This window comes from Streptomyces sp. NPDC088730 (assembly GCF_044751215.1).
Classification (GTDB): Bacteria; Actinomycetota; Actinomycetes; order Streptomycetales; family Streptomycetaceae; genus Streptomyces.
The window spans coordinates 67,834-92,343 of record NZ_JBIVLK010000013.1; the positions used below are offsets into that span (position 1 = coordinate 67,834).

Sequence of the window (24,510 nt, forward strand, 5' to 3'; positions counted from 1 at the left end):
ATCGTGATGCCCGTCATGCTACGGCCCGCCCCCGTCCTACGATGACTTCCGTCCGCCGCCCGGTACCCAGGTATGTCCGGGCCCCGCGCCACCCCCTGCCCCCGGAGGATCCGTTGTCCGATCTGCACCCCTTCATCGCGGGGCTGCCCAAGGCCGAGCTGCATGTCCACCACGTCGGTTCCGCCTCGCCCCGCATCGTCGCGGAACTGGCCGCGAAGCACCCCGATTCCAAGGTCCCCACCGCCCCGGAGGCGCTGGCCGACTACTTCTCCTTCACCGACTTCGCGCACTTCATCGACGTCTACCTCTCGGTCGTGGACCTGATCCGCACCCCGGAGGACGTCCGGCTGCTGACCTTCGAGGTCGCCCGCGACATGGCACGGCAGAACATCCGCTACGCGGAACTGACCGTCACCCCGTACTCCTCGACCCGGCGCGGCATTCCGGAACAGGGCTTCATGGAGGCCATAGAGGACGCCCGCAAGGCGGCTGAGGCCGAGCTGGGCGTGGTGCTGCGCTGGTGCTTCGACATCCCCGGCGAGGCCGGGCTCGCGTCCGCGGAGGAGACCGCCCGGCTCGCCGTCGACCTGCGGCCGGAGGGGCTGGTCTCGTTCGGCCTCGGCGGGCCCGAGATCGGGGTGGACCGCCCGCAGTTCAAGCCGTACTTCGACCGCGCCATCGCGGCGGGCCTGCACTCCGTGCCGCACGCCGGCGAGACGACCGGACCGCAGACGGTCTGGGACGCGCTGACCGCGCTGCGCGCCGAGCGCATCGGCCACGGCACCAGCTCCGTCCGCGACCCGAAGCTGCTGGAGCACCTGGCCGAGCACCGGATCGCGCTGGAGGTCTGCCCCACGTCGAACATCGCGACCCGCGCGGTAGCCGACATCGAGGAGCACCCGGTCAAGGAGATGGTGAAGGCGGGTGTGCTGGTCACGATCAACAGCGACGACCCGCCCATGTTCGGCACCGACCTCAACAGCGAGTACGGGGTGGCGGCCCGCCTGCTCGATCTCGACGAGCGGGGGCTCGCCTCGCTCGCGAAGAACGCCGTCGAGGCGTCCTTCCTCGACCCGGCCGGCAAGCGCGGGCTGGCCGAGGAGATCGACACGTACACGACGGACTGGCTGGCGGGCACCGGCCGCTGACCCCGGGCGGTGACAATGGCCCCATGGCCACCCCAGTCACCGCCGTCGCGCACCGCGGCGATCCGTACCGCGTCCGCGAGAACACCCTCCGCTCGATCCGCTCCGCCCTCGAACGGGGGGCGGACGCGGTCGAGATCGACGTCCGGGTCACCCGGGACGGTGTGCCGGTCCTGCTGCACGACGCCACGCTTGAGCGGCTGTGGGGTCATGACGTGCGGCTGGACCGGCTCACCCGGCAGGAGCTGGCCGAGCTGACGGCGGGCGGCGTGCCGACCCTGCGCGAGGCGCTCCTCGCCGTCGGGGCGCACCGCGTCATGGTCGATCTGCCCGGCTCCGACGAGGCCTCGGTACGGAAGATCGTCGGGACGGTACGGGAGTGCGGGGCCGGCGAGCGGGCCTACTACTGCGCGGGCCCCGAGTCGATGCTGCGGGTACGGGCCGCCGATCCGTCGGCCGAGATCGCGATGACCTGGACGACCCTCGCGCCGCCCCGGGCGGCGCTGCTGGAGGCGGTACGGCCGCGCTGGCTGAACTACCGGTTCGGCCTGGTGAGCCGGGAGCTGACGGACCGCAACCACCGGGACGGGCTGCTGGTCTCGGCCTGGACGGCGGACACCGGCCGCACCATGCGCAGGCTGCTGCGGCAGGGCGTGGACTCCATCACCACCAACCGGGTCGATGTACTGCGCAAGCTGATCGCCAACTCCCCGGACCATGCCTCTTCTTGATCGGTCCGGCATCATGGACGCCACCTCATCGTCCCGATGCCAGGCCCGGCGCCAGAGGAGCACACGTGCCCGTCCCCCACCACAACTCCCTTCCCGCACAGGTCCGTTCGGATGTCGCCCACAACGCCCGGGTCTGGAACTACTGGCTCGGCGGCAAGGACCACTTCCCGGTGGACCAGGCCGTCGGCGACCAGGTCACCGGCATGTACCCCAGCATCAAGGAGGTGGCGCGGGCCGACCGGGCGTTCCTGGGGCGCGCGGTGCGGTACCTGGCCGGTGACGCGGGCATCGGCCAGTTCCTGGACATCGGAACGGGGCTGCCGACCGCGGACAACACCCACGAGGTCGCCCAGCACACCGCGCCGGACGCCCGCGTCGTGTACGTCGACAACGACCCGACCGTCCTGGCGCACGCCCGCTCGCTGCTCACCAGTTCACCGGAGGGCGCGAGCGAGTACCTCGACGCGGACGCCCGCGAGCCGGAGCAGATCCTGCGCGCGGCCGGGCGGACGCTCGACCTGGAGCGGCCGGTCGCGGTCATGCTCCTCGGCATCCTCAACTTCGTCCTCGACACGGACGAGGCGCTGCGCATCGTCCGGCGGCTGATGGACGCGGTGCCGCCCGGCAGCTACCTGGTCCTCACCCATCCCACGCTGGAGCTGGGCGGCGAGGGCAACGAGGCGGCGATGCGGTTCTGGAACGAGAACGCCACGCCCCCGATCACGGCCCGCAGCCGCTTCGAGTTCGCCGCGTTCCTGACCGGTCTCGACCTCGTCGAGCCGGGCATCGTCTCCTGCGCGCACTGGCGCCCCGCGCCCGGCACCCGGCCGGCCGAGGTCGCCCAGTTCGGCGCCGTGGCCAGAAAGCGCTGAGGGCGCCCGGCGCGCGCACGGGACGTCACGGCCGGCCCCGAGGCGTCGCCCCGCTGGTGCAGGCCGCCGTCACCATGCCGTTCGTCGTGCCGTGCGCACCGGAGCTGCCGAGGGCGACGTGGACGTCGTACGGGCTGACGACCCTGCTGGTACTGCCGCTGGCCGCCCGCCGCCGGGCGGCCCTCACGGTGCTCATCGCCGTGCTCGCGGCCGGCGGCCCTGTACAAGTTCGCCGCCGACGGACCGGGCCGGCCGCTCCCGTACACCGGGCTGATGCCGTTCCACACCGTCGCCGAGCTCTCCTCGCCGCCGGAACGGATCGCCGGCGCACTGGTCACGGCGGCCGCGGTGCCGGTCTCGACCGGGCTCGACAGCACCGGCCTGCGGGAGCCGCTCTCCTCCCTGTTCGTGTTCGCCGCGGCCGGCTCGCCGTGACCCGGAAGGCGTGTCCGCGGCGGTGGAGGACCGGGCCCGCCAGGCTGGAGCCGACGCACGCCGGACCCGGAGTGAGCGGGGCGCACGCGACGCCACCGGGCCGCCCGGATCCGGTACGCGGATCCGGGCGGCCCGGTGGCAGCGGCGGGGCGGGAGCCCGCGCCGCGAACCGCTACCGGCCCTGGCCACTCCCCCGTTCCCCGGTGGAGGACCGCGCCGCGCCGGAGGACCCCGCCGGGGCCCCGTTGATCACGAACTGCGATCCGGGTTCGACCGTCACGTCCCCGTCACGCGATCCGCTGATCGTCACATCGGTGAGCGTGGCGCTGCCCCGCGCGCCGCCCATGGCGAGGATGCCGGAGCCGTTGGCGGAACCGGAGATGTTCACGTTGCTGATCTTGACGTCCGGGACCTCGCCGCCGCCGGTCTTGAACTGGATGCCGTCGTACGTCGAGTCCTCGATGTCGGTGTCACGGATGGTGACACCGGGGATGCCGGAGCCCTGGGCGAACAGGGTGATCGCGCCGAACTCCTGGTCCTCGTTCCAGAACGCGCCACCGGTCCGGTAGAGCCCGTTGTTCGCGATCAGGGTCTCCCCGGAGAAGGGCACCGGGTCGTGGTCGGTGGCCAGCATGATGCCGGGGTAGTTCATGGTGTCGGAGACGATGTTGTTCTCGATCGTGTTGCCGTAACCGCCGTAGACCGCGATGCCGTTGGCCCGCCAGGGCAGCTGGATCGTGTTGTTGCTGAAGACGTTGTCGTGGCCGACGTCGACCGCGGGGTCCTTGACGTACTTGCTGGCCCACACCGCCAGCGAGTCGTCCCCGGTGTTGCGGAAGGACGAGTCGGTGACGGAGGAGTTGCGGGTGCCGTTGGTGAAGTTGATGCCGTCCGCGTAGGTGTTGCGGATGCGCATCCCGGTGAATTCGAGTCCGTCGCCGGGGCCCCACAGCTCCGGGATGTTGCTGTAGTCGCGGCCGACCCAGGTGGCAACGTTGGCGTGCTCGATCCACACGTTGCTGATCTTGGTGTCCTTGCCGAAGCGGCCGTTGAGACCGACGCCGCCCTCGGCGTTGCCGTCACCGCCCCGGATGGTGCCGGAACCGAAGATCGCGATGTCCGAGATCTTGGTGTTGTCGTCGATGTCGAAGCCGAAGTTCCCCTCGTGCGGGTGGTTGATGCCCCCCGCGTCCTGCGGCGCCGTCAGCGTGTACAGCTGCGAGTGCCACATCCCGGCACCGCGGATCGTCACGTCGCTGATGCCCACCTGGTTGTACTGGCCCCGGTTCAGCGGGTCGTCGGTGAGGATCTTCTGCTCCTGCCGCCACTGCCCCGGCGGAATCCACACGCAGTCGATCTCGCCGTTCTGGTCGGCGGTGACGGCCGCCTGGATCGCGTCGGTGTCGTCCTTCCCGTCGTCGGGCACCGCACCGTACTCGGTGATCGAGGTGCACTCGGCGGGCTTGGCGGCGGGCGGCGCGACCTGCTCCAGGTCGACCAGGTCGACGACGTAGTACGCGGCGTCGTCGCCGGCGTCCCGCTGGAGCCGGAAGGTGGTTCCCTCGGGATAGGTCTTGTCGAGCAGCGCGTGCGACTCGTCGAACAGCCGCCGCGCGTCGCCGCCGGGGTTGTTCGTCAGGCCTTCCGGGTCGTCGGTGCTGCCGTACAGCCAGCTGTGCTTGGACGACAGGTCCAGCTTCTGTACGAACGTGCCGTCGGCGTAGAGGCTCAGCGTCTTGTCCTGGCCGCCGCCGCCCGGCGCGTCGGGAATGGAGTTGCGGACGACGATGGAATTGGTGCTGCCGGCCGAGGTGAACTCCACGTACTGGCCGGTGGAGTCGAGGCGTACCGACTTGCGGCCCGAGGACTCGGTGGCGAAGTTGGTGTGTCCGAAGGTGCGGGTGGCGTCCGTCTCCAGCAGGGTGCCGTTGTAGCTGCCGTCCTCCGCCTCGTACTCGGCGAACGGGGATGCCGCACCACGGGCGGCCGCGGCGGACGGCTCGGGGGCCACCGGCGCCGCGTGTGCGGCCGGTACGAGCCATGCGGCGGTCAGCGCGGCGCCGAGTGCGACGGCGATGCCCGGCCGGCTCCAGTCTCTCCTTGTCACAGCGTGCGTTCCTCTCGGTGTGGGGGGATGGTGCGTGCGTGGGGGCTGCTAGTTGCCGCTGTCCGGCTCGGGCCAGGCGGAGCAGTCGTCCCAGGTGGTGTCCCAGCCGGTGTTGCCGCCGCCGTCGGTGAGCGTGAAGGTGCCGGAGCCCTCGGGGTAGGGGCAGTTGTAGACGCCCGCCACGCCGGTCCCGGTGGCGGTGACGTCCGACATCGTCACGGCGCCGGGCGTCTCGGCCTGCACGACGACCGTGCCGACGCCGTCGACGTCCGACCCGTCGACGGTCACGTTCTTGACGTCCTGGCCGGTGCCGCCGCCGGAGACGAACTCGTAGGCGCTGTAGGGGCTGTCCTTGATGGTGGTGTCCGTGATGTTCACGTTCGCCTCGATGGCGCTGTCGTACGCGTCCACGCGCAGCGCACCCATCGGGTGGCCCCAGTTGGGGTTGAGGGCCCCGGTGCGCACGAGGGTGTTCCCGGAGACGGTGATGGTGCCGCCGAGGGGGAAGAACGGGTCGGCGAACTTCTGGTTCGAGATCGCGATCCCGCTGCCGAGGGCGTTGGTGTCGCTGATCAGGTTGTCCTTGACGGTGATGTCGCTGCCGCCGTAGATGGCGATGCCGTTCGCCAGGTTGGGCTGGGAGATGGTGTTGTTCGCGAAGGTGGAGTCGGTGTCGGCGGCGTTCAGCGACCACATGGCGAGCGAGTCGTCGCCCTGGTTGCGCAGGAAGTTGTCGCGCACCCGCACACCCTTCGCGGTGCCGTTGAGGTTCAGTCCGTCCGCGGTGGTGTCGAGGACGCGGTTGTTCTCGACGACCAGGTTGTCGTTGTTGCCGGTCAGCCAGAGCCCGACCTTGAGGTGCTGCAGCCACATGCCGCTGACCCGGGAGTCCGGGCCGAGGGAGCCGTTGACGAAGTTGTCCGGGTTGCTGTCGACCCGCTCGGTGACCTCTCCGACGACCGCGAAGTCCTTGATGGTGACCTTGCCCGCGGAGTTGCTCTGGTTGATGAACCGGGAGGCGTGCACGACCGAGTGCCAGCTGCCCGCGCCCTGGATCGTGACGTTCTCGACGCCGCTCAGCTCGGAGTCCACCCTGAAGTCGCCGGCCGGGATCCACACCGTGCCGCCGCCGGCCCTGGCCTCGGTGATCGCGTCGCGGAAGGCCTGGGTGGAGTCCTGCTGTCCGGTGGCGTCGGCGCCCTTGTCGACGACGGAGACCGCGCCGGAGGGTGCGGTGGCGGGCTCGTCCACCTGCTCGAAGTCGGCCACGTCGACGGTGACCTCGGTGGACGCGGCCTCCAGCTTCACCTTGTCGCCGGCCGCCAGGTCGCGGCCGAGCAGGAGGCGGGCGTTGTCGAAGAAGTGGTGGGTCCTGGCGCCGACGATCCAGGGGGTGTCGACGTAGCTGTACTTGGAGGTGACGGCCAGCGACGCGTCGAGCTTGGTGCCGTTGACGTAGACGGCGAGTGAACCGCTCTGCCCGTCGGGCACGTTGTACGCCACGTTCACCGCGTTGGCGGCCCGGTCGAGGGTGAACTCCACGCTCTGCCCGCTGCTCAGCCGCACGGCCTGCCGGCCGGACGCCTCGGAGGCGAGGGTGCCCTGGGTGTAGTCGGGGCCGATCTTCTGGCCGGTGGTGGCGGCGGACTCCGCCTCCGTGGAGCTGAACGGAAGGGTGGCGCCGGCCGCGGCCGCCGCTCTCGGCTCCGGGGCCCGCTGGGCGGAGGCCTGGCCGGTGACGCCGATGACCGTGCCCACGAGGGCGACCGCGACGGCGAGGACATACGAACCGCGTGTGGGGGATGACGTGCGCATGACACTCCAATTCTGCTGTGACTGGTGCTTCCCGGTGGGGGAGGTGGGGGGCGGGGGAAGCGCCTGTCACTCAAGCATCACGGCCACGTGAACACAAGATGTCGCTCAGATTTCGCAAATTTTCGACAGCGCGTTGAAACAACCAGCTGTCGCTCAGGTGCAGGCCGAGGAGAGCCGGGCCGTACCACGAAGAACCGGCACCACGCGCATTCCGCGTGATGCCGGTTCCTGGCCTTCAGTGCCCGCCGAAAGCCCTGGCCGCAGGCGATCGGGGTGGCTCTCTCACAACCCGACTATGGAGTTCCACTTCTTGGCGAACCCGGTGCGCTCCTCGGAGGTGATGTCGCGGGCGATCGCGAGCCGCTTGCGCATGGCGTCGTCGGGGAAGATCAGCGGGTCCTCGGCGAGTGCGGCGGTCTCCTCGTCCTTGGCGGAGGCGAGTACCTCGCGGGCGGCCGGGACCGGGCAGACGTAGTTGACCCAGGTCGCCAGTTCGGCGGCGACCTCGGGCTCGTAGTAGTAGTCGACGAGCTTCTCCGCGTTGCGCTTGTGGTGGGCGAGGTTGGGGATCATGAGTGATTCCGCCCAGAGCTCGGCCCCCTCCTCCGGCACGACGAACTCGATCTCCGGGTTGTCCGCCTGGAGCTGGATGACGTCGCCGGAGTAGGCCTGGCAGGCGAGCACGTCCCCGGTGGAGAGGTCCTTGATGTAGTCGTTGCCGGTGAAGCGGCGGATGTGCTTCGTCCGCACCAGCTTCTCCACCTGCTCGCAGATGTCGTAGAAGTCGTCGCGCTTCCAGCGGGTGATGTCGACACCGTTGCCCTGCATCAGCAGCGCGAAGGACTCGTCGAGCCCGGACAGCAGCGTCACCTTGCCGCGCAGATCGGGCGCCCACAGGTCGCTCAGGTGCTTGATCTCGCGGCCCAGCCGCTTGCGGTTGTACGCGATGCCGGTGATCCCGGACTGCCAGGGGACGCTGTGGGTGCGGCCCTTGTCGAAGGCGGGCGAGCGCAGCTGGGGATCGAGGTACTTCGCCACGTTGGGCTGCTTGGCCCGGTCCATCTCCTGGACCCAGCCGAGCCGGACGAACCGGGCGGCCATCCAGTCGCTGATGACGATGAGGTCGCGCCCGGTCTGCTGGTGGTTCATCAGCGCGGGGCTGATCTTCCCGAAGAACTCGTCGTTGTCGTTGATCTCCTCGGTGTACGTGACCGAGATCCCGGTGCGCTTGCTGAAGGCGTCCAGGGTGGGCCGCTTCGACTGGTTCTCGTCGTCGGTGTCGATGTAGAGCGGCCAGTTGGCGAAGTGCAGGGTGTGGTCACTGGCGGAGGAGTCGCGCCCGGCCCGGTCGGCGGGCCGCACATAGGCGGCGGGCACTCCGCAGCCGGCCAGCGTGACACCGGCCGCCCCCGCCCCGAGGGCGCGGAGCAGGGACCGGCGGGACATGGGGTTCTTCGGGATCGCTCGCACCTGCGCAGGATGCCGGTCGGGGGGTACGGCGGGCAATGGACCAACCGTCCAGCGGTGGCCGTCCGCCGCGCACACCCTGTCGAGGGCGGACGGACCCGGCGAGCGGGGACACCGCCCCCGGAGACACGGATACGGCCCCCGGGCACTCGCACAGTGCGCCCGGGGGCCGTATCCGTAGCCATGGAGCGGGGGTCCGCCGACGGGTCTCAGCCGTCGAGCGAGGTCATGACGTGCTTGATCCGGGTGTAGTCCTCGAAGCCGTAGGCCGAGAGGTCCTTGCCGTAGCCGGACTTCTTGAACCCGCCGTGCGGCATCTCGGCGACGAGCGGGATGTGGGTGTTGATCCACACGCAGCCGAAGTCGAGGTTCTTGGACATCCGCATGGCGCGGGCGTGGTCCTTGGTCCACACCGAGGAGGCCAGGGCGTACTCGACGCCGTTCGCCCACTCCAGCGCCTGCGCCTCGTCCCTGAACGACTGGACGGTGATGACCGGGCCGAAGACCTCGTGCTGGATGATCTCGTCGTCCTGCTTGAGGCCGGAGACGACGGTCGGGGCGTAGAAGTAGCCCTTCTCGCCGACGCGGTGGCCGCCCGCCTCGACCCTGGCGTGGGCGGGAAGGCGCTCGATGAAGCCGCTGACCTGGGCGAGCTGGTTGGCGTTGTTGAGCGGGCCGTAGAGCACGTCCTCGTCGTCCGGCTGTCCGGTCTTCGTGTCGGCGGCGGCCTTGGCCAGCGCGGTGACGAACTCGTCGTGGATGGACTCGTGGACCAGCACCCGGGTGGCGGCCGTGCAGTCCTGGCCGGCGTTGAAGTAGCCGGCGACCGAGATGTCCTCGACGGCCTTGGCGATGTCGGTGTCCTCGAACACGACGACCGGCGCCTTGCCGCCGAGCTCCAGGTGGACCCGCTTGACGTCCTTCGCGGCGGATTCGGCGACCTGCATGCCGGCCCGGACCGAACCGGTGATGGAGGCCATCGCGGGGGTCCGGTGCTCCACCATCGCGCGGCCGGTGTCCCGGTCGCCGCAGATGACGTTGAAGACGCCCTTGGGCAGGATCTGCCCGATGATCTCCGCGATCAGCACGGTGGAGGCGGGGGTGGTGTCGGAGGGCTTGATCACCACGGTGTTGCCCGCGGCGAGCGCCGGGGCGAACTTCCAGACGGCCATCATCATCGGGTAGTTCCACGGCGCGACCTGGGCGCAGACCCCGACCGGCTCGCGGCGGACGATGGAGGTCAGCCCCTCCATGTACTCGCCGGCCGAGCGGCCCTCCAGCAGCCGGGCGGCACCCGCGAAGAAGCGGATCTGGTCGACCATCGGCGGGAGTTCCTCGGTGCGGGTGAGCCCGACCGGCTTTCCGGTGTTCTCGGACTCGGCCGCGATGAGGTCCTCCGCCCGCTCCTCGAAGGCGTCCGCGATCTTCAGCAGGGCGCGCTGGCGCTCGGCGGGGGTGGCGTCGCGCCAGGCGGGGAAGGCCGCGGCGGCTGCCTCCATGGCGGCGTCCACGTCGGCGGCGCCGGAGAGCGGGGACGTCGCGTAGACCTCTTCCGTCACCGGGTTGACCACGTCGATGGTCCGCCCGTCGGCGGCGTCGCGGAACTCTCCGTTGATGTAGTTGCGCAGACGGCGCACCTCGGTGGTCACAGCCGGCCCTCCTGCTCTGAAGTCCAATGGGTGAGACGCCCAGCGTAGTCGCTCGGGTAACGCTTTCGACATACCCAACCGTCGTGAACTTCGGATTCAGTGAGATTCAGGTCGCTCAACAACGAATTTCATCGATCGAGGGTTGCGAGACAGACGAGTCCCGGTGCACAGTGGCTCCGTGGCCAGTCGCAGCGCAGACACCAGGACCGGGAACGGATCGTCCTCCACGGTCGATGCCGTCTCCCTCGCGATCATCGAACAGCTCCAGGAGGACGGGCGGCGTCCGTACGCCGCGATCGGCAAGGCCGTCGGCCTCTCCGAGGCGGCCGTGCGGCAGCGCGTCCAGAAGCTGCTCGACCAGGGCGTGATGCAGATCGTCGCCGTCACCGATCCGCTCACTGTGGGATTCAGACGGCAGGCGATGGTCGGGATCAACGTCGAGGGCGACCTCGATCCCGTCGCGGAGGCCCTGTCGGCCATGGCCGAGTGCGAGTACGTGGTGATGACCGCGGGCTCCTTCGACCTGATGGTGGAGATCGTCTGCGAGGACGACGACCACCTGCTGGAGACGATCAGCAAACGCATCCGGGCCATTCCCGGAGTGCGCTCCACCGAGAGCTTCGTCTACCTCAAGCTCAAGAAGCAGACCTATATGTGGGGAACCCGATAGCCGTGAGCAAGGACCTCAGCCGGACCGCGTACGACCACCTGTGGATGCACTTCACCCGCATGTCGGACTACGAGAACGCGCCCGTTCCCACCATCGTGCGTGGCGAGGGCACCTACATCTTCGACGACCAGGGCAAGCGCTACCTCGACGGGCTGTCCGGCCTGTTCGTGGTCAACGCCGGCCACGGCCGCCGCGAGCTCGCGGAGGCCGCGTACAAGCAGGCGCAGGAGCTGGCCTTCTTCCCGGTGTGGTCCTACGCCCACCCGAAGGCCGTCGAACTGGCCGAGCGCCTCGCGGACTACGCCCCGGGCGACCTCAACAAGGTCTTCTTCACCACCGGCGGCGGCGAGGCCGTCGAGACCGCGTGGAAGCTGGCGAAGCAGTACTTCAAGCTCAAGGGCAAGCCGACCAAGTACAAGGTCATCTCGCGCGCGGTCGCCTACCACGGCACCCCGCAGGGCGCCCTGTCGATCACCGGCCTGCCGGCCCTCAAGGCCCCCTTCGAGCCGCTGGTGCCCGGTGCGCACAAGGTGCCGAACACCAACATCTACCGCGCCCCGCTCTTCGGTGACGACCCCGAGGCCTTCGGCCGCTGGGCCGCCGACCAGATCGAGCAGGAGATCCTCTTCGAGGGCCCCGAGACCGTCGCCGCGGTCTTCCTGGAGCCGGTGCAGAACGCCGGAGGCTGCTTCCCGCCCCCGCCCGGCTACTTCCAGCGCGTCCGCGAGATCTGCGACCAGTACGACGTACTGCTCGTCTCCGACGAGGTCATCTGCGCCTTCGGCCGGCTCGGCACGATGTTCGCCTGCGACAAGTTCGGCTACGTACCGGACATGATCACCTGCGCCAAGGGCATGACCTCTGGCTACTCCCCGATCGGTGCCTGCATCATCTCGGACCGGCTCGCCGAGCCGTTCTACGAGGGCGACAACACCTTCCTGCACGGCTACACCTTCGGCGGCCACCCGGTCTCCGCGGCGGTCGGCCTCGCCAACCTCGACATCTTCGAGAAGGAAGGCCTCAACCAGCACGTCCTCGACAACGAGAACGCCTTCTTCACCACGCTGCAGAAGCTGCACGACCTGCCGATCGTCGGTGACGTCCGCGGCAACGGCTTCTTCTACGGCATCGAGCTGGTCAAGGACAAGGCCACCAAGGAGACGTTCACCGACGAGGAGACCGAGCGCGTCCTGTACGGCTTCCTCTCCAAGGCGCTGTACGAGAGCGGCCTGTACTGCCGGGCCGACGACCGGGGCGACCCGGTCGTCCAGCTCGCGCCGCCGCTGATCTCCGACCAGTCCACGTTCGACGAGATCGAGTCCATCCTGCGGTCCGTCCTGACGGAGGCCTGGACGAAGCTCTGACCGATCGCTCGACCGGCTGATCGAGCGAGCCCGGCTTGACCACCGCTTGACCCTCCACGGACGGTCCTCCAGCGGTCATTTCATACGGTCCAAAGCGGCCCGGATGCGCCCAATCGAGTGGGAAGCGGCGCATCCGGGCCGCGTGCTGTGCGCACACCGCGGTCCGAATCCTTACCGTGCCGAGTGACCGATCGGCCCTCTCTTCGTTCCCCCGTACGGGGGAACGGGATATCTGATCTGAACCGAGGTGTACGCCATGGTGGCCCCGCCGGACAACGACGTGATCTGGGCGCGCTCCCTGCACCACTCCCACAACGGCTCGCCCGCCCTCGGCGGGGTGTCCCTGGGGATCCGCGACGGCGAGATCCTCGCCGTGACCGGCCCGCGCGGCAGCGGCAAGACGACCCTGCTGCACTGCCTGTCCGGCCAACTGGTGCCCACCGAGGGGGAGGTGTGGTTCAACAGCGTCCCCGTCCACACCATGGGACCCCGGCTGCGCGAACGGCTGCGCCGGGACAAGTTCGGCTGGATCGCACCCGAGCCGCAGCTCGTCCCCGAGCTGACCACCTGGGAGAACACCGCCCTTCCGCTGCTGCTGCGCGGCGCCTCGCACCGGGAGGCCAAGAAGGCCGCCATGGAGTGGCTGGAGCGCCTCGACATCGGCATGTGCGCCAGGAAGCGGCCGCACACCCTCCAGCAGAGCCAGCGCCAGCGGATCTCGGTGGCCCGCGCGCTGGCCGCCGGCCCCGCGGTGATCTTCGCCGACGAACCCACCGCGACCCTGCACCGCACCGACCGCGCCCATGTCCTGCGCACCCTGACCAGCGCGGCCCGCTCGCACGGCATCACGGTGGTCCTCGCCACGCACGACGCGGAGATCGCCGCACTCGCGGACCGCGCGGTGCCACTGCTGGACGGCCGCCGGGTCGCCACGGTCAAGCTTGGCACCGGGACCGACACGGAAGGCCGCGCGGCGTGCTCGCTCTCCGTCTAGCCCGCGGCTCCCATCCTCTGGTCCTGGTGCGGCGGCTGCTGGTCGCGGCCGCCTCCGCCGGGGTCGGCTTCCTCCTGCTGTGCACCCTGGGCTACGCCTCCGGGCACCCGGCGCACTCCGCCGGTTCGGTGCTGCGGCTGCTGTGGTGCTTCGTGCCGCTGGCCGCCACCGTGCAGTTCGCCGTCGCGGTGGCCCGGACCGACCCGAGCACCCGCCCGCGCGCCGGACTCTCCGCCGTCGGCATGGGCCCGGTCCGGCTCAGTGTGCTCGCCGCGGTCTCCACCGCCGTCTCCTGCACCCTCGGCTCCATGGTGGCGCTGCTCTTCTTCCTCCACCTGCGCGGCGATCTGTCCGGGCTGCCGTTCGACGGCGCGGCGGCCGGGCTGCTGGGCGCCGACGCGTCGCTGCCGCTGGCCGCCGTCGTGCTCCTGCTGACCCTGGTGCCCGCGGCCGCGGCGACCGCGAGCGCGCTGGCGCTGCGCACCAGTCCGGTGCGGGCGGCGGACGTGCAGGACGGTGCGCGGGACCTGCTGCCCGAGGAGCAGGTGCCGGCCCCGGCCGCGCCGCCTGCCGGGCTGCCGTGGGGCGTCGCCCTGACGGCCGCCGGCCTCGCGGTCGAGGCGTACGCGAGCCGGGGTTCGTCGGGCAGCCCGTTCCCGCTCCCCGGAAAGCTGGACTCCACCCCGGCCTGGGTCCTGGTGGGGTGGACGCTGACGGCGATCGGCCTCGCCACGGCGGGCCCCGGGCTGACCCATCTCGCCGGACGGCTGCTCCAGGCGGTGCGCCCCGGAGCCGTACGGCTGCTGGCGGGCCGGGTGCTGATGGACGAGGCGCGCCGGATCGGCCGGCCGCTGGGCGTCGTCTGCGCGGTGCTCTCGGCCGTCATCGCCGCTTTCGCGCTGTACGGGACGGGCCCCCGTCCCTTCGGACCGCTCACCGCACTCGGCGCCGTACTCGTCATCGGCTGCACGACGGCGACGCTGCTGACCTCGGCGCTGGAGGCGAAGCAGGCCCGCGCGGAAACGGCACGGGCCCTGCTGCGGCTCGGCGCCCCGGCCTCGGCGCTGCGGGCCGCGACAGCGCTGCGCGCGGCCACACTGCTGCTCGTCTTCGCGCCGCTGACCTGGGCGATCGCGGAGCTGGCCGCGCTGCCGCTGACCGCCTGAGCGCCCGGCCGCCACCGGGCCGGGGCCGGGCGCCGGGCCGGCGCGGACCGGCAGGACACCGGTTCGTAGCATGAGGCCGTGGAAAATCCCGACGAGAGCTTTCCCGCCCCCGGCGCCGAGATCGAGTCGCTCGCCGCCTTCGACGAGGCGGTCGCCGCCGGCTCACTGGCCGGGCACCGCGTCCAGTCCGTCGATCTGACCGGCCGGACCGCCGCCCTGCTGGCCTCCGACACATCGGGCGCCGTCTTCCTCGGCTGCCCGATGGAGCCCGACGCGGCGACGAAGGCACGGGCCGACGGCGCGTTCGTCTTCCCGCCGGTGCCCGGCCTTCCCTTCGACCCGTACCGAGGCCTCCTCTACTCCCCCGACGCGCTCTACGACGGGCTGGCCAAGAACGGCTACGAGACCACGCCCGACGCCCTCGCCTACCGCTGGTTCCAGCGGACCCGGTCCAACGGTGACGCGTTCGCGTCGATGCTGCGCGCGCTCCACGACGACGCGGTCTCCGACGCGCTGGACGAACTTCTTGTCGGAGCGCGGGTGGTCGGCGTGATGGGGGGTCACGCGACGGCCCGCGGCAGTGATGCGTACGCGGCCGCGGCCCGTCTCGGCCGGACCCTGGCCCGCGGCGGACACACGGTCGCCACCGGCGGCGGGCCGGGTGCGATGGAGGCGGCGAACCTCGGCGCCTACGCGGCGCCGCACCCCGACGCGATGCTGGACCAGGCCTGCGAACTCCTCGCCGCCGTACCCTCGTTCAGCTCTTCGGTCTCCGACTGGGCGCTGGCCGCCTTCGCCGTGCGGGAACGGTGGCCGGACGGCGGTGACTCGGTGTCGGTCCCCACCTGGTTCTACGGACACGAGCCGCCGAACCCGTTCGCCGACCACATAGCCAAGTACTTCGCCAACGCTCTGCGTGAGGACGGGCTGCTGGCCCGCTCGACCGCGGGCGTGATCTTCCTTCCGGGCGCGGCCGGCACCGTCCAGGAGATCTTCGACAGCGCCACCCCGAACTACTACGGCTCACGCGGGGAGCCGGTCCCGATGGTGCTGGTCGGCCGGGACCACTGGACCAGGGAACTGCCCGCGTGGCCGCTCCTGCGGGCACTCGCCGCGGACCGGCAGATGGAGTCCCGTATCGCGCTCGTCGACACGGTGGAGGAGGCACCCGCGGAGCTCGCCCGGCTGTCGGCGAAGTAACCGGGCCCGCACGCGGCCCACCGACGGCCGCCGGGCCGGGGCCCGCTCACCGCCGGGCCGGGGCCCGTTCGCCGCCGGGCCGGCGGGCCGCTCACCGCCGGGCCGGCGGGCCGCTCACCGCCGGGCCGGGGCCCGCTCACCGCCGGGCCGGGGCCCGTTCACCGCCGGGCCGGGGCCCGTTCACCGCCGGACCGACGGGCCGCTCACCGCCGGGCCGGGGCCCGTTCACCGTCGGGCCGACGGGCCGCTCACCGCCGGGCCAGGGCCCGTTCACCGCCGGGCCGGCGGGCCCGGCAGGAACCGCCGCCGGGCCGGGGCGCCGCTCACCGCTCACCGCCGCCGTGCCCCGGCTCAACCGCCAGCAGCCCCGCCAGCCGTTCGTACGTCCCGTCCCAGCCCCACTCCGCCCGCACCCGCTCGCGCCCCCTCTCCCCCATCGCGGCGGCGGTGTCGCGGTCCTGGAGGAGGCCGATGAGCCGGGCTGCGACGGCCGGCACGTCCCGCCCGTCGACCAGATGCCCGGTCACCCCGTCGCGGACCGTGTCGGCCGCACCGCCCGAGTCCCCGGCCAGTACCGGGAGTCCCGCCGCGGCGGCCTCCAGGAACACGATGCCGAGGCCCTCCACCTCCAGGCCCCGGCGCCGGGTGCGGCACGGCATCGCGAAGACGTCGGCCGCCGTGAAGAACTCCGGCATCGCCGCATGCGGATGCCCGCCTGCCAGGACGACCGCGTCGGCGAGCCCGGCCGCGGCCGCCGCACGGCGCAGGGAGCCTGCGGCGGGGCCGTCGCCGACCAGCAGCAGGGTCGCTCCCGGGACCGCCCGTCTGACCTCCGGCAGCGCGCGAACCAGCGTGTCCTGGCCCTTGCGGGGAACGAGCCGCGCGACGCAGAGGACCACCGGCCGGTCGTTCAGCCCGTACCGCCGACGGACCGCGCTCTCCCCCGGGCTCGCGCGGAAGGCGTCGGCGTCCACCCCGGGCACCAGGCGCACCATCCGGCGCGCGGCCACCGGGCCGACGGCGGCCGCGATCGGCAGCCGGGTCGCCTCTCCGAGATGGGTGACGGTGTCCGTGACCGCCCCGATCCGCCGCAGGAGGGACCGGGCACCCGGGACGCGCGCCCACCACACCTCGTGGCCGTGGGTGGTGGCCACGATCCGCCGCACCCCGGCCTCCCGGCGCAGCCGGTCGCCCATCAGGGCCAGCGGCGCGGCCGCACCGAACCAGACCCGGTCGCAGCCGTACCGCCGGGCCAGAGCCGCCGCCCGGCCCGCGACGCGCGGGGTGGGCAGCAGCATCCGGGCCCGGTCGCGGATCACCGGGTAGGACAGCTCGGCGTCGTACGCGACGGCCCCGGGCTCGGACGAGGTGTAGACGACCACGGAATCGGCGGGAAAGCGGCTGGTCATCGCATGGACGAACGTCTCGATGCCGCCCTGGCGGGGCGGGAAGTCGTTGGTGACGACGAGAGTGCGGGCCATCGGGGCGTTCCTTCGAGGTGGGGTCGGGCCGCTGTGCTGTGCCGCGCCCGGCCGTGCTGCGACACGGCCCAGACGGCGAGCACCAACGGATAGACGAGGTAGCCGAACCGGGTGGCGGGCATGAGGGCGGTGGCGAGGCCCAGTCCGAGGGCCAGCCGCAGCGCGGCGGCGGACGCCGTCCCCGGTGGCCGGACGATCAGCGAACCGGCCACTGCCAGAGCGCAGCAGAGGAGCAGCACGAGGGCGACGGCCCGGCCTCCGGGCAGCCCGGCGGCGAGCAGATGTCCGGGGAAGGGGGTGGCGGCCGGTGACACGGCACCGGTCAGGCCGAGCGGGTATCCGACGACGTGCGTGCCGAAGGACGCCGGATCGCGCAGGGCCGCCGGGAGCACCAGTACAGCGGTGGTGAGTACCGCCACGAGGGCGCACCGCAGCGGCGCCCCGCGCCCGGCGGTGCCGCTCCGCCGCATCGACATCAGGAGCACGACGGCCACCGGGAGGGCGGGCCAGGCCGTCCACTTGAGCGCTGCGGCCAGCCCCGTCACCAGTCCGGCGGCGACCGGCCTGTCCCGTCCGGCCAGGGAGAGGCCCAGGCACATGAGTCCGGCCACCGGAAGGTCGACGCCACCCACCGCCAGCGGCAGGGCGACGAGGGGGCAGGCGGCCAGCGCGAGCAGCGGTGGCCGCCTGGCGCAGAGTGCGAGTGCGGCGAGAAAGGCGGCTCCGGTCCACAGCCGGGGATCGGTCAGCGGGCCCGCACCGAAGAGGGCGTGCGGAATCCCGAAGACCGCCATCGCGGGGAGGTAGGGGTCGAAGTCCGCCACCGCCACCGGATCGGGGGCGTAAGGAGATCCGGTCGTCAGCAGCAACCGCGCCGAGCGCGCGACGACTTCGACCTCCAGCTGGGCCCGGCCCATGAGTACGAGGACCAGCAGCGGCAGCCCCACCGCGCCGGCGGCCGCGAGCGCGGCCGCCGTACGGTGCCTCCCGCGGGCGGCCGGCCACACCGCGCTCGCGTATCCGACGGCGGCCGACGCACCCCAGATGCGGTGCGGGGCGAGTCCGGAGTGGAGCGCGAGGAGCAGGGCCACCGCGGCGCAGCCCGCCCACCCGGCCGCGGCACGTCGCGGACCGGAGCCAAACAGGGCCGCGCGGGCTCCGCGTCGAGAGAGGGGTACGGTCCCCGCGGCCGCCGCGGGACCTGCTGTCACGTCCATGAACCGAGGCTAGGAACGCGGCTCCCACGGCACGTCACACCGGAATCCGGTCTTCGCTCTCAACCCGTGGCATGAGACGCGACGGGGAATTCCACCCCTGCTCCGATGCGCCGACGGCCCCCGGTGCCGAACAATCCTGGGTATGAACAGCACGATCACACCCCGCGCCCGGGTCCAGCGGCTGCGCCTGTGGGCGCGCCGGTGGGCGGCGGCGCCCGCGTACCCATGGCTGACCGGGGGCGCGCTGACGCTGTTCGCGACGGGGGAGCTGATCGCCGTTCCGGGTTCGGTGATCACCACGTTCGGCGTGCTGGTCTGTACGGCCTCCCTGATGTGGCGGGGCACGCGGCCCGCGGTCGGCTTCCTGACCGTCGGCGCGGCCCTGCTGAGCTTCGGGACCGACGGCAACATGGCGTACGCGACCGTGGCCGGCACCCTGATCGGCAGCTACACGCTGGGCCGGCATCGCGTCCAGCACCCGGCCCTGCTCGTCGTCGGCGGCGCGCTGGCCTCGCTCACGGTCAACCTCGTGCACATCGACCGCTGGGCCCGCGCCGGATCGCCTGGGCTGCCCATGATCCAGGGGACCGACCGGTTCAGCCTCGGGCTGTACGCCGAGACGCTGGCGCTGACGGTGTTGATCCTGGGAGCCGTGAGCATGGGCGACGCGGTGCGCGCACGCGAGGAGAGCCGCAAGGAGCGAGCGGCAGCCCAGTCCAGACTGCTGGTGATGGAGCGGCGGCAGGCTGCGGAGGCGGAACGGGCAGCCATAGCCAGGGAGTTGCACGACATGATCGCCCATTCCGTCTCCATGATCGCTGTGCAGGCGGAGGGCGCAACCTACACCACGCCCGGACTGTCCCCGCAGGCCAGGGACGCCTTCCAGCAGATCGCGGGGACGGCGCGTGCCTCGATGAGCGAGCTGCGGCGGATGCTCGGGGTGCTGCGCACCGACCGGGAGCCGGGTACGGCGACGGCACCGCAGCCGACACTGGCCGGGCTGGAGGACCTGGTGGAGCAGCACCGGACGGTGGGGGGCAGGGCCGAGCTGCGGATCAGCGGTGAGCAGCCGGAGCTGCCCCCGTCCTGGGAGCTGTCGGCCTTCCGCATCGTGCAGGAGGCGCTGACGAATGTGCGCCGCCATGCTCCGGGGGCGCGGGCGGTGGTGGAGCTCGTCTACGAAAGCGGTCTGCTGGCCGTCCGGGTCGGTGACGACGGTCCGGGGCCCCGCGGCCCGCTGGGCGAGGGCACCGGCCACGGGCTGGTCGGGATGAACGAGCGGGCCGCGCTGCTCGGCGGCAGGCTCACCGCGGGCCGGGGTCCGGGCGGCGGTTTTCTCGTCGAGGCGGAGCTGCCGTGGTGATCCGGGTGCTGGTGGCCGACGACCAGGCCGTCGTACGGACCGCGTTCGCCGGACTGCTCGCCACCCAGCCGGACATCGAGGTGGTGGGCGAGGCGGAGGACGGGGCCGCGGCCGTCCGGATGGCCGCCGAGCACCGCCCCGATCTGGCGCTCCTCGACATCCGGATGCCGGGGCTGAACGGCATCGAGGCGGCGCGCGAGATCATCGCCGGCTCAGGCGGTGCGACCAGGGCGCTGATGCTGACGACGTTCGGACTCGACGAGTACGTGTACGACGCGCTGACGGCGGGGGCCAGCGGGTTCCTGCTGAAGGACGCGACGTTTCCCGAACTGCTGCACGCGGTAAGGGTGGTGGCCGAAGGCCAGGCACTGCTCTCCCCGGACATCACCGGCCGGCTGATCGCGGAGTTCACCCGCCAGCGGGTCGCCGCTCCGCCCGCGCGCTCCGTCGAGGGTCTGACCACACGGGAGGTGGAGGTGCTCGTCCTGATCGCCCGGGGTCTGTCGAACGCCGACATCGCGGACCGGCTCACCATCACCGCCCACACGGTCAAGACCCATATCAACCGGCTGTTCGCGAAGATGGAGCTGCGGGACCGGGCGCAGGCGGTGATTCTCGCGTACGAACTGGGGCTGGTCGTGGCCGGACACGGCGCGGGCCGGTCCCGGCCGGGGACGGGCCGGTGAGCCGCGGCCGGTCACAGCACGGCGGGCAGTACGACGCTCTCCGCCGCGTCGAAGGTGACGCCGACGACCGCGCCCTCCTCCGGTGTGCCGCGCAGCGAACACTCGGCGTCCAGGGCCGGTCCGTGCTCGGGGCGCAGCGTGACGGCGACGTGGTTGCCGCGGAAGGTGCGGGCGGCCACGGTGCAGCGCAGGCCGTCCTCCGGGGCGCCGATCAGGACGCCGGCCGGCCGCACCAGCAGATCGCAGGCCCCCTGCGGTGATCCGGCGGGCACCGGCACCTTGCCCCACTCCGTGTCGGCCGCCTCGCCGGTGACCGTCGCCTCCACCACGTTGTCGAAGCCCAGGAAGCGGGCGACGAAGGCCGACGCGGGGTGCTGCCAGACTTCCAGCGGAGTGCCCACCTGGGCGATGCGTCCGTCGCGCATCACGACGACGCGGTCGGCCAGCGCGAAGGCCTCGCCCTGGTCGTGGGTGACGGCGAGCACGGTCGTGCCCAAGCGGGCGAAGAGCGTGCGCAGTTCGACGACGAGGCGTTCGCGCAGGCTGCGGTCGAGCTGGCCGAGCGGCTCGTCCAGCATCAGCAGCCTGGGCCGGGGCGCGAGCGCGCGGGCCAGGGCGACGCGCTGCTGCTCGCCGCCGGAGAGCGCGGCAATGGCCCGCCGCCCGGCGCCGGGCAGCCCCACCAGGTCGAGGAGTTCGGCGACCTTGCGTTCCTGCTCGCCCCGGCCCACGCCGCGCATCCGCAGCCCGAAGGCGACGTTGGCGCCGACGTCCCGGTGCGGGAAGAGCTGGTGGTCCTGGAACATCAGGCCGAGTCCGCGCCGGTGCACCGGCACCCCGGTCTGGTCCGCGCCGTCGAGCAGGACCCGGCCGCCGTCCGGGTGCTGGAGACCGGCCACCACCCGCAGCAGCGTCGACTTCCCGCTGCCGCTCGGCCCGAGCACACAGACGATCTCGTGGTCCGCGACCTCCAGGTCCACCGCGTCCAGCGCCACCCGGTCGCCGAAGCGCACGGTGGCCGATTCGAGAGTCAGCATTGTGTCAGCATCCCTAGAACTCGCCGGATCGGTCGGTGCGGATGCGTTCGAGCAGCAGCAGCGACACCGCGCACACGAGCATCAGAATGGTGCTGAGGGCCATCGCCTGGCCGTAGTTGAGATCCCCGGACCGCCCCAGCAGCCGCGCCACCGCGACCGGGAGCGTCGGGTTGTCGGGCCGCGCGATGAACACCGTGGCGCCGAACTCCCCGAGCGACACGGCGAAGGCGAAGCCCGCCGCCACCAGCAGCGCCCGGCGCACCAGCGGCAGATCCACCTCGCGCCAGGCCCGCAGCGGCGAGGCACCGAGCACCGCGGCCGCCTCGCGCAGCCGCCCGTCCACCGCGCGCAGGACCGGCAGCATGGTCCGTACGACGAACGGCACCCCGACCAGCGCCTGGGCGAGCGGCACCAGGATCCAGGAGGTCCGCAGATCGAGCGGAGGCTTGTCCAGGGTGATCAGGAAGCCGAAGCCGACGGTGACGGCGGAGACCCCGAGGGGCAGCATCAGCAGCGCGTCGAAGCCCCTGACCAGCCGCCCGGCCCGCCTGGTCAGGGCCGCCGCGGCCAGGCCGCCGACGACCAGCGCGATGGCGGTCGCGACCAGGGCGTACCGCAGCGAGTTCCCGATCGCTTCGAGCGGCGCGACCAGGAACGTGCCGCTGTTCGCGTCCGCCGAGGCCAACGCCCGGTAGTAGCCGAGGCCGTGGCCGCCGGGCAGGTCGAGTGAGCGCTCCACCAGGATGGCGAGCGGCAGCAGGATCAGTACCAGCACGGTCAGCAGGACGCCCGCGAGCAGCGCCCACTGACCCGCCCCTCGTGGTCTGCGCGCGGTCTGCGCCGGGTCGACGAGCTTCAGCGCGCTCTCCCGGCGCCGCACGGTCCAGGCGTGCACGGCGAGGATCGCGCCGACCGCCGCGAACTGCACGAGCGTCAGCACGGCGGCCGTCGGCAGGGCGAGCAGCTGCGCGGTCTGGCGGTAGATCTCCACCTCCAGCGTGGAGAATCCGGGGCCGCCGAGGATCTGGACGACGCCGAAGGAGGTGAAGGTGAAGAGGAAGACCATCAGCGCGGCCGCCGCCACGGCGGGGGCGAGCGCCGGGAGCGTCACCCGTCGCCAGGCGGCGAACCGTCCGGCGCCGAGCACCCGGGCGGCCTCCTCCTGCCGCGGGTCGAGCTGTGACCACAGCCCGCCGACGGTGCGCACGACGACCGCGTAGTTGAAGAAGACATGGGCCAGCAGGATCGCCCACACCGTGGTGTCGAGCCGGACCCCCCACAGATCGTCGAGGAAGCCGCCGCGCCCCAGCAGGGCGAGGAAGGCGGTGCCCACGACGACGGTCGGCAGGACGAACGGCACCGTGACGACGGCCCTCAGCACCTGCTTGCCCGGAAAGTCGAACCGGGCGAACACATAGGCACCCGGCAGCGCGATCAGCAGGGTCAGCGCGGTCGAGGCGAGCGCCTGCCAGAGCGTGAACCAGAGGACGTCCTGGATGTCGGACCGGCTCAGCACCTCGCCGATCCGTCCGAACTGCCACGCCCCGCCGTCCTTGAGCCCGCGTCCCACGATCGCGACGACGGGGTAGGCGAAGAACACCGCGAAGAAGGCGACGGGCACGGCCATCAGGCCGAGCCGGACCGCGCTCCCGCGCCGCGACCGGGAACGTGCGGCCTTCCCGCCCGCGCCCGGTCCGCGTACGGGAGGCTTCGCTACTTCACTACCAGCGAGGACCATGACTGGACCCACTGCTCACGGTTCTTGGCGATCGCGTCCGGGGCGACGGTCGCGGGCTTGTCCGGGGTGGCCCCGAACCTGGTGAAGAGTTCCGGCACCTTCGCGCCCTTGGTGACCGGGCTGACGAACATGTTGAGCGGCATGTCCTCCTGGAACTTCTTCCCGATCATGAAGTCCAGCAGGGCCTTGCCGCCCGCCTCGTTCTTCGCGCCGTCGAGCAGGCCGGCGAACTCGATCTGCCGGAAGCACGTCCCGGTGGCGACCCCGGTCGGAGCGGTCTTGGGCCGCGGGTCCGCGTACAGCACCTCGACGGGCGGGCTGGAGGCGTAACTGACCACGAGCGGCCGGTCGGCCTTGGCCTTCTTGCCGCCCGCGGAGCCGGAGAACTCCTCGTTGTACGCCTGCTCCCAGCCGTCGACGACCTTGACGCCGTTGCTCTTCAGCTTCTTCCAGTAGTCCTGGTAGCCGTCCTCGCCGTAGGTGGCGATGCTGCCGAGGAGGAAGCCGAGGCCGGGCGAGGAGGTCGCGGCGTTCTCGGTGACGAGGAGGTTCTTGTACGCGGGCTTCGCCAGGTCGTCGAAGGTCTTCGGCGGAGCGAGCTTCTTGTCGGCGAAGTACTTCTTGTCGTAGTTGACGCAGATGTCGCCGGTGTCGACCGGCGTGACCCGGTGCTTTCCCGCGTCCAGCTGGACGTCGGACGCGACCCGGCCGAGGCCCTTGGCGGCGTACGGCGTGAAGAGGCCGTTGTCGAGGGCGCGCGAGAGCAGGGTGTTGTCGACGCCGAAGAACACGTCACCGCGCGGTGAGCCCTTGGTCAGGATCTCCTGGTTGAGGGCGGCGCCCGCGTCACCGCTCTTCAGGACCTTGACGGTGTAGCCGGTCTCCCGGGTGAACTCCTTCAGCACACCCTTGGAGGCGTTGAAGGAGTCGTGGCTGACGAGCGTGACGGTCTTGGAGCCGGTGCCCTTGGTGCCGGACGAGCCGGACGACGCGTCGTCCGAGCTGCCGCAGCCGGCGAGCGCGGTCGCGCCGATCGCGGCGGCGACGGCCGTCACCGCGACCTTCTTGGTGGTGCTCATGTGATTCCTCCTGGGGGTGACCAGGAAGAGACGCGGCCCCGCCCGCGCCGGTGGCGAACCGGAAGCGGGCAGGGCGCAACAGCTTGAGTAAGGTCCGAACTTCCTACCCGGAATGACCCGGGCGAGGTTCAGAGGGTCTGCGGCCAACCTGTCCTCGGTGCCGCACTCTCAGCGCTGTGGCGCTCCCCTGTCGGAATATGAAGTTGATTTCACGCCCAGGCTACACGGCTGGTTCCGGCCGCAGAGCCTGCCCCGGAGTCCGGGCGACGCACCCCAGGGTCTGTCCGGCGGATC

General features: G+C 71.8%; 21 protein-coding genes and 1 riboswitch. Of the genes, 11 read left to right on the top strand and 10 right to left on the bottom strand.

Annotated features, from left to right (window positions below; genetic code table 11):
- The first annotated feature begins 113 nt into the window (after positions 1-113).
- The 3 genes from ACIP89_RS29795 to ACIP89_RS29805 all read left to right on the top strand — a co-directional run bounded on the left by ACIP89_RS29795 (position 114) and on the right by ACIP89_RS29805 (position 2,748).
- Entirely contained in the window at positions 114-1,148 is a 1,035-nt protein-coding gene (locus tag ACIP89_RS29795; protein ID WP_401931978.1) for an adenosine deaminase, read from the top strand.
- A 23-nt stretch (positions 1,149-1,171) separates the two neighbouring features.
- Positions 1,172-1,876 carry a glycerophosphodiester phosphodiesterase gene (locus ACIP89_RS29800; protein WP_401931980.1) on the top strand — a complete coding sequence of 235 codons (705 nt, stop codon included), beginning with the start codon at positions 1,172-1,174 and terminating at the stop codon, positions 1,874-1,876.
- A gap of 65 nt (positions 1,877-1,941) precedes the next feature.
- A complete protein-coding gene (locus tag ACIP89_RS29805) occupies positions 1,942-2,748 on the top strand; it encodes an SAM-dependent methyltransferase (protein ID WP_402117636.1) in 807 nt (268 codons plus the stop codon).
- Between the two features lie 25 nt (positions 2,749-2,773).
- Here ACIP89_RS29805 and ACIP89_RS29810 read toward each other — a convergent pair whose 3' ends face one another.
- Positions 2,774-2,944 carry a hypothetical protein gene (locus ACIP89_RS29810; protein WP_401932208.1) on the bottom strand — a complete coding sequence of 57 codons (171 nt, stop codon included), beginning with the start codon at positions 2,942-2,944 and terminating at the stop codon, positions 2,774-2,776.
- A 77-nt stretch (positions 2,945-3,021) separates the two neighbouring features.
- Here ACIP89_RS29810 and ACIP89_RS29815 point away from each other — a divergent pair, with 77 nt between their 5' ends.
- Positions 3,022-3,183 (top strand): hypothetical protein, encoded by a 162-nt coding sequence (locus ACIP89_RS29815; protein ID WP_402117638.1) that lies wholly within the window; start codon positions 3,022-3,024, stop codon positions 3,181-3,183.
- A 172-nt stretch (positions 3,184-3,355) separates the two neighbouring features.
- On the opposite strand, the gene ACIP89_RS29820 is transcribed toward ACIP89_RS29815, so the two are convergent.
- From ACIP89_RS29820 to ACIP89_RS29835, 4 genes are all read right to left on the bottom strand, one after another.
- Complete coding sequence (locus ACIP89_RS29820) at positions 3,356-5,290, bottom strand: glycosyl hydrolase family 28-related protein (RefSeq protein WP_402117639.1); 1,935 nt, start codon at positions 5,288-5,290, stop codon at positions 3,356-3,358.
- 48 nt (positions 5,291-5,338) lie between these two features.
- Positions 5,339-7,105 (bottom strand): glycosyl hydrolase family 28-related protein, encoded by a 1,767-nt coding sequence (locus ACIP89_RS29825; protein ID WP_402117641.1) that lies wholly within the window; start codon positions 7,103-7,105, stop codon positions 5,339-5,341.
- 282 nt (positions 7,106-7,387) lie between these two features.
- Entirely contained in the window at positions 7,388-8,551 is a 1,164-nt protein-coding gene (locus ACIP89_RS29830; RefSeq protein ID WP_402117695.1) for a PotD/PotF family extracellular solute-binding protein, read from the bottom strand.
- A gap of 230 nt (positions 8,552-8,781) precedes the next feature.
- Positions 8,782-10,221, bottom strand: a complete 1,440-nt coding sequence (locus ACIP89_RS29835) for a gamma-aminobutyraldehyde dehydrogenase (protein WP_401932200.1) — start codon at positions 10,219-10,221, stop codon at positions 8,782-8,784.
- Between the two features lie 163 nt (positions 10,222-10,384).
- On the opposite strand from ACIP89_RS29835, the gene ACIP89_RS29840 reads away from it, so the two are divergent.
- The 5 genes from ACIP89_RS29840 to ACIP89_RS29860 all read left to right on the top strand — a co-directional run bounded on the left by ACIP89_RS29840 (position 10,385) and on the right by ACIP89_RS29860 (position 15,615).
- On the top strand, positions 10,385-10,891 hold the full coding sequence (locus ACIP89_RS29840; RefSeq protein WP_401931993.1) for an Lrp/AsnC family transcriptional regulator: 507 nt from the start codon (positions 10,385-10,387) through the stop codon (positions 10,889-10,891).
- The gene (locus tag ACIP89_RS29845; protein WP_401932197.1) at positions 10,876-12,255 is read left to right on the top strand and encodes an aspartate aminotransferase family protein; all 1,380 of its coding nucleotides are present in this window, start codon (positions 10,876-10,878) and stop codon (positions 12,253-12,255) included. The genes ACIP89_RS29840 and ACIP89_RS29845 overlap by 16 nt, the downstream gene beginning before the upstream one ends.
- Positions 12,256-12,511: 256 nt before the next feature.
- Positions 12,512-13,249 (top strand): ABC transporter ATP-binding protein, encoded by a 738-nt coding sequence (locus ACIP89_RS29850; protein WP_401931996.1) that lies wholly within the window; start codon positions 12,512-12,514, stop codon positions 13,247-13,249.
- On the top strand, positions 13,231-14,415 hold the full coding sequence (locus ACIP89_RS29855) for a hypothetical protein (RefSeq protein WP_401931999.1): 1,185 nt from the start codon (positions 13,231-13,233) through the stop codon (positions 14,413-14,415). Before ACIP89_RS29850 ends, ACIP89_RS29855 begins: the two co-directional genes overlap by 19 nt.
- A 78-nt stretch (positions 14,416-14,493) precedes the next feature.
- The gene (locus ACIP89_RS29860) at positions 14,494-15,615 is read left to right on the top strand and encodes an LOG family protein (RefSeq protein WP_401932001.1); all 1,122 of its coding nucleotides are present in this window, start codon (positions 14,494-14,496) and stop codon (positions 15,613-15,615) included.
- A 323-nt stretch (positions 15,616-15,938) separates the two neighbouring features.
- Here the strand turns inward: ACIP89_RS29860 and ACIP89_RS29865 are convergent, their stop codons facing one another.
- Both ACIP89_RS29865 and ACIP89_RS29870 read right to left on the bottom strand, forming a co-directional pair.
- Positions 15,939-17,096, bottom strand: a complete 1,158-nt coding sequence (locus tag ACIP89_RS29865) for a glycosyltransferase family 4 protein (protein WP_401932003.1) — start codon at positions 17,094-17,096, stop codon at positions 15,939-15,941.
- Entirely contained in the window at positions 17,021-18,313 is a 1,293-nt protein-coding gene (locus ACIP89_RS29870; RefSeq protein WP_402117642.1) for a glycosyltransferase 87 family protein, read from the bottom strand. Before ACIP89_RS29870 ends, ACIP89_RS29865 begins: the two co-directional genes overlap by 76 nt.
- A gap of 142 nt (positions 18,314-18,455) precedes the next feature.
- Between ACIP89_RS29870 and ACIP89_RS29875 the strand changes: the two genes are divergently transcribed.
- Positions 18,456-19,676 carry a sensor histidine kinase gene (locus tag ACIP89_RS29875; RefSeq protein WP_401932187.1) on the top strand — a complete coding sequence of 407 codons (1,221 nt, stop codon included), beginning with the start codon at positions 18,456-18,458 and terminating at the stop codon, positions 19,674-19,676.
- A complete protein-coding gene (locus ACIP89_RS29880; RefSeq protein ID WP_402117645.1) occupies positions 19,670-20,362 on the top strand; it encodes a response regulator in 693 nt (230 codons plus the stop codon). Before ACIP89_RS29875 ends, ACIP89_RS29880 begins: the two co-directional genes overlap by 7 nt.
- 11 nt (positions 20,363-20,373) lie before the next feature.
- Here ACIP89_RS29880 and ACIP89_RS29885 read toward each other — a convergent pair whose 3' ends face one another.
- The 3 genes from ACIP89_RS29885 to ACIP89_RS29895 all read right to left on the bottom strand — a co-directional run bounded on the left by ACIP89_RS29885 (position 20,374) and on the right by ACIP89_RS29895 (position 24,216).
- Entirely contained in the window at positions 20,374-21,399 is a 1,026-nt protein-coding gene (locus ACIP89_RS29885; RefSeq protein ID WP_402117646.1) for an ABC transporter ATP-binding protein, read from the bottom strand.
- Between the two features lie 13 nt (positions 21,400-21,412).
- Positions 21,413-23,026, bottom strand: coding sequence for an ABC transporter permease (locus ACIP89_RS29890; protein ID WP_401932016.1), 1,614 nt, complete (start codon positions 23,024-23,026; stop codon positions 21,413-21,415).
- A gap of 86 nt (positions 23,027-23,112) precedes the next feature.
- A complete protein-coding gene (locus ACIP89_RS29895; protein ID WP_402117647.1) occupies positions 23,113-24,216 on the bottom strand; it encodes a thiamine ABC transporter substrate binding subunit in 1,104 nt (367 codons plus the stop codon).
- Positions 24,217-24,298: 82 nt separating this feature from the next.
- A riboswitch (TPP riboswitch) is annotated at positions 24,299-24,415 on the bottom strand.
- Between the last annotated feature and the right edge of the window lie 95 nt (positions 24,416-24,510).

Excerpts from the sequence above, each read along its gene's own strand:
- ACIP89_RS29885 (WP_402117646.1), bottom strand. The coding sequence starts at position 21,399 with ATGCTGACTCTCGAATCGGCCACCGTGCGCTTCGGCGACCGGGTGGCG.
- ACIP89_RS29870 (WP_402117642.1), bottom strand. The coding sequence starts at position 18,313 with ATGGACGTGACAGCAGGTCCCGCGGCGGCCGCGGGGACCGTACCCCTC.
- ACIP89_RS29810 (WP_401932208.1), bottom strand. The coding sequence starts at position 2,944 with ATGAGCACCGTGAGGGCCGCCCGGCGGCGGGCGGCCAGCGGCAGTACC.
- ACIP89_RS29850 (WP_401931996.1), top strand. The coding sequence starts at position 12,512 with ATGGTGGCCCCGCCGGACAACGACGTGATCTGGGCGCGCTCCCTGCAC.
- ACIP89_RS29815 (WP_402117638.1), top strand. The coding sequence starts at position 3,022 with ATGCCGTTCCACACCGTCGCCGAGCTCTCCTCGCCGCCGGAACGGATC.
- ACIP89_RS29865 (WP_401932003.1), bottom strand. The coding sequence starts at position 17,096 with ATGGCCCGCACTCTCGTCGTCACCAACGACTTCCCGCCCCGCCAGGGC.
- ACIP89_RS29890 (WP_401932016.1), bottom strand. The coding sequence starts at position 23,026 with ATGGCCGTGCCCGTCGCCTTCTTCGCGGTGTTCTTCGCCTACCCCGTC.
- ACIP89_RS29895 (WP_402117647.1), bottom strand. The coding sequence starts at position 24,216 with ATGAGCACCACCAAGAAGGTCGCGGTGACGGCCGTCGCCGCCGCGATC.
- ACIP89_RS29800 (WP_401931980.1), top strand. The coding sequence starts at position 1,172 with ATGGCCACCCCAGTCACCGCCGTCGCGCACCGCGGCGATCCGTACCGC.
- ACIP89_RS29830 (WP_402117695.1), bottom strand. The coding sequence starts at position 8,551 with ATGTCCCGCCGGTCCCTGCTCCGCGCCCTCGGGGCGGGGGCGGCCGGT.
- ACIP89_RS29825 (WP_402117641.1), bottom strand. The coding sequence starts at position 7,105 with ATGCGCACGTCATCCCCCACACGCGGTTCGTATGTCCTCGCCGTCGCG.
- ACIP89_RS29875 (WP_401932187.1), top strand. The coding sequence starts at position 18,456 with ATGAACAGCACGATCACACCCCGCGCCCGGGTCCAGCGGCTGCGCCTG.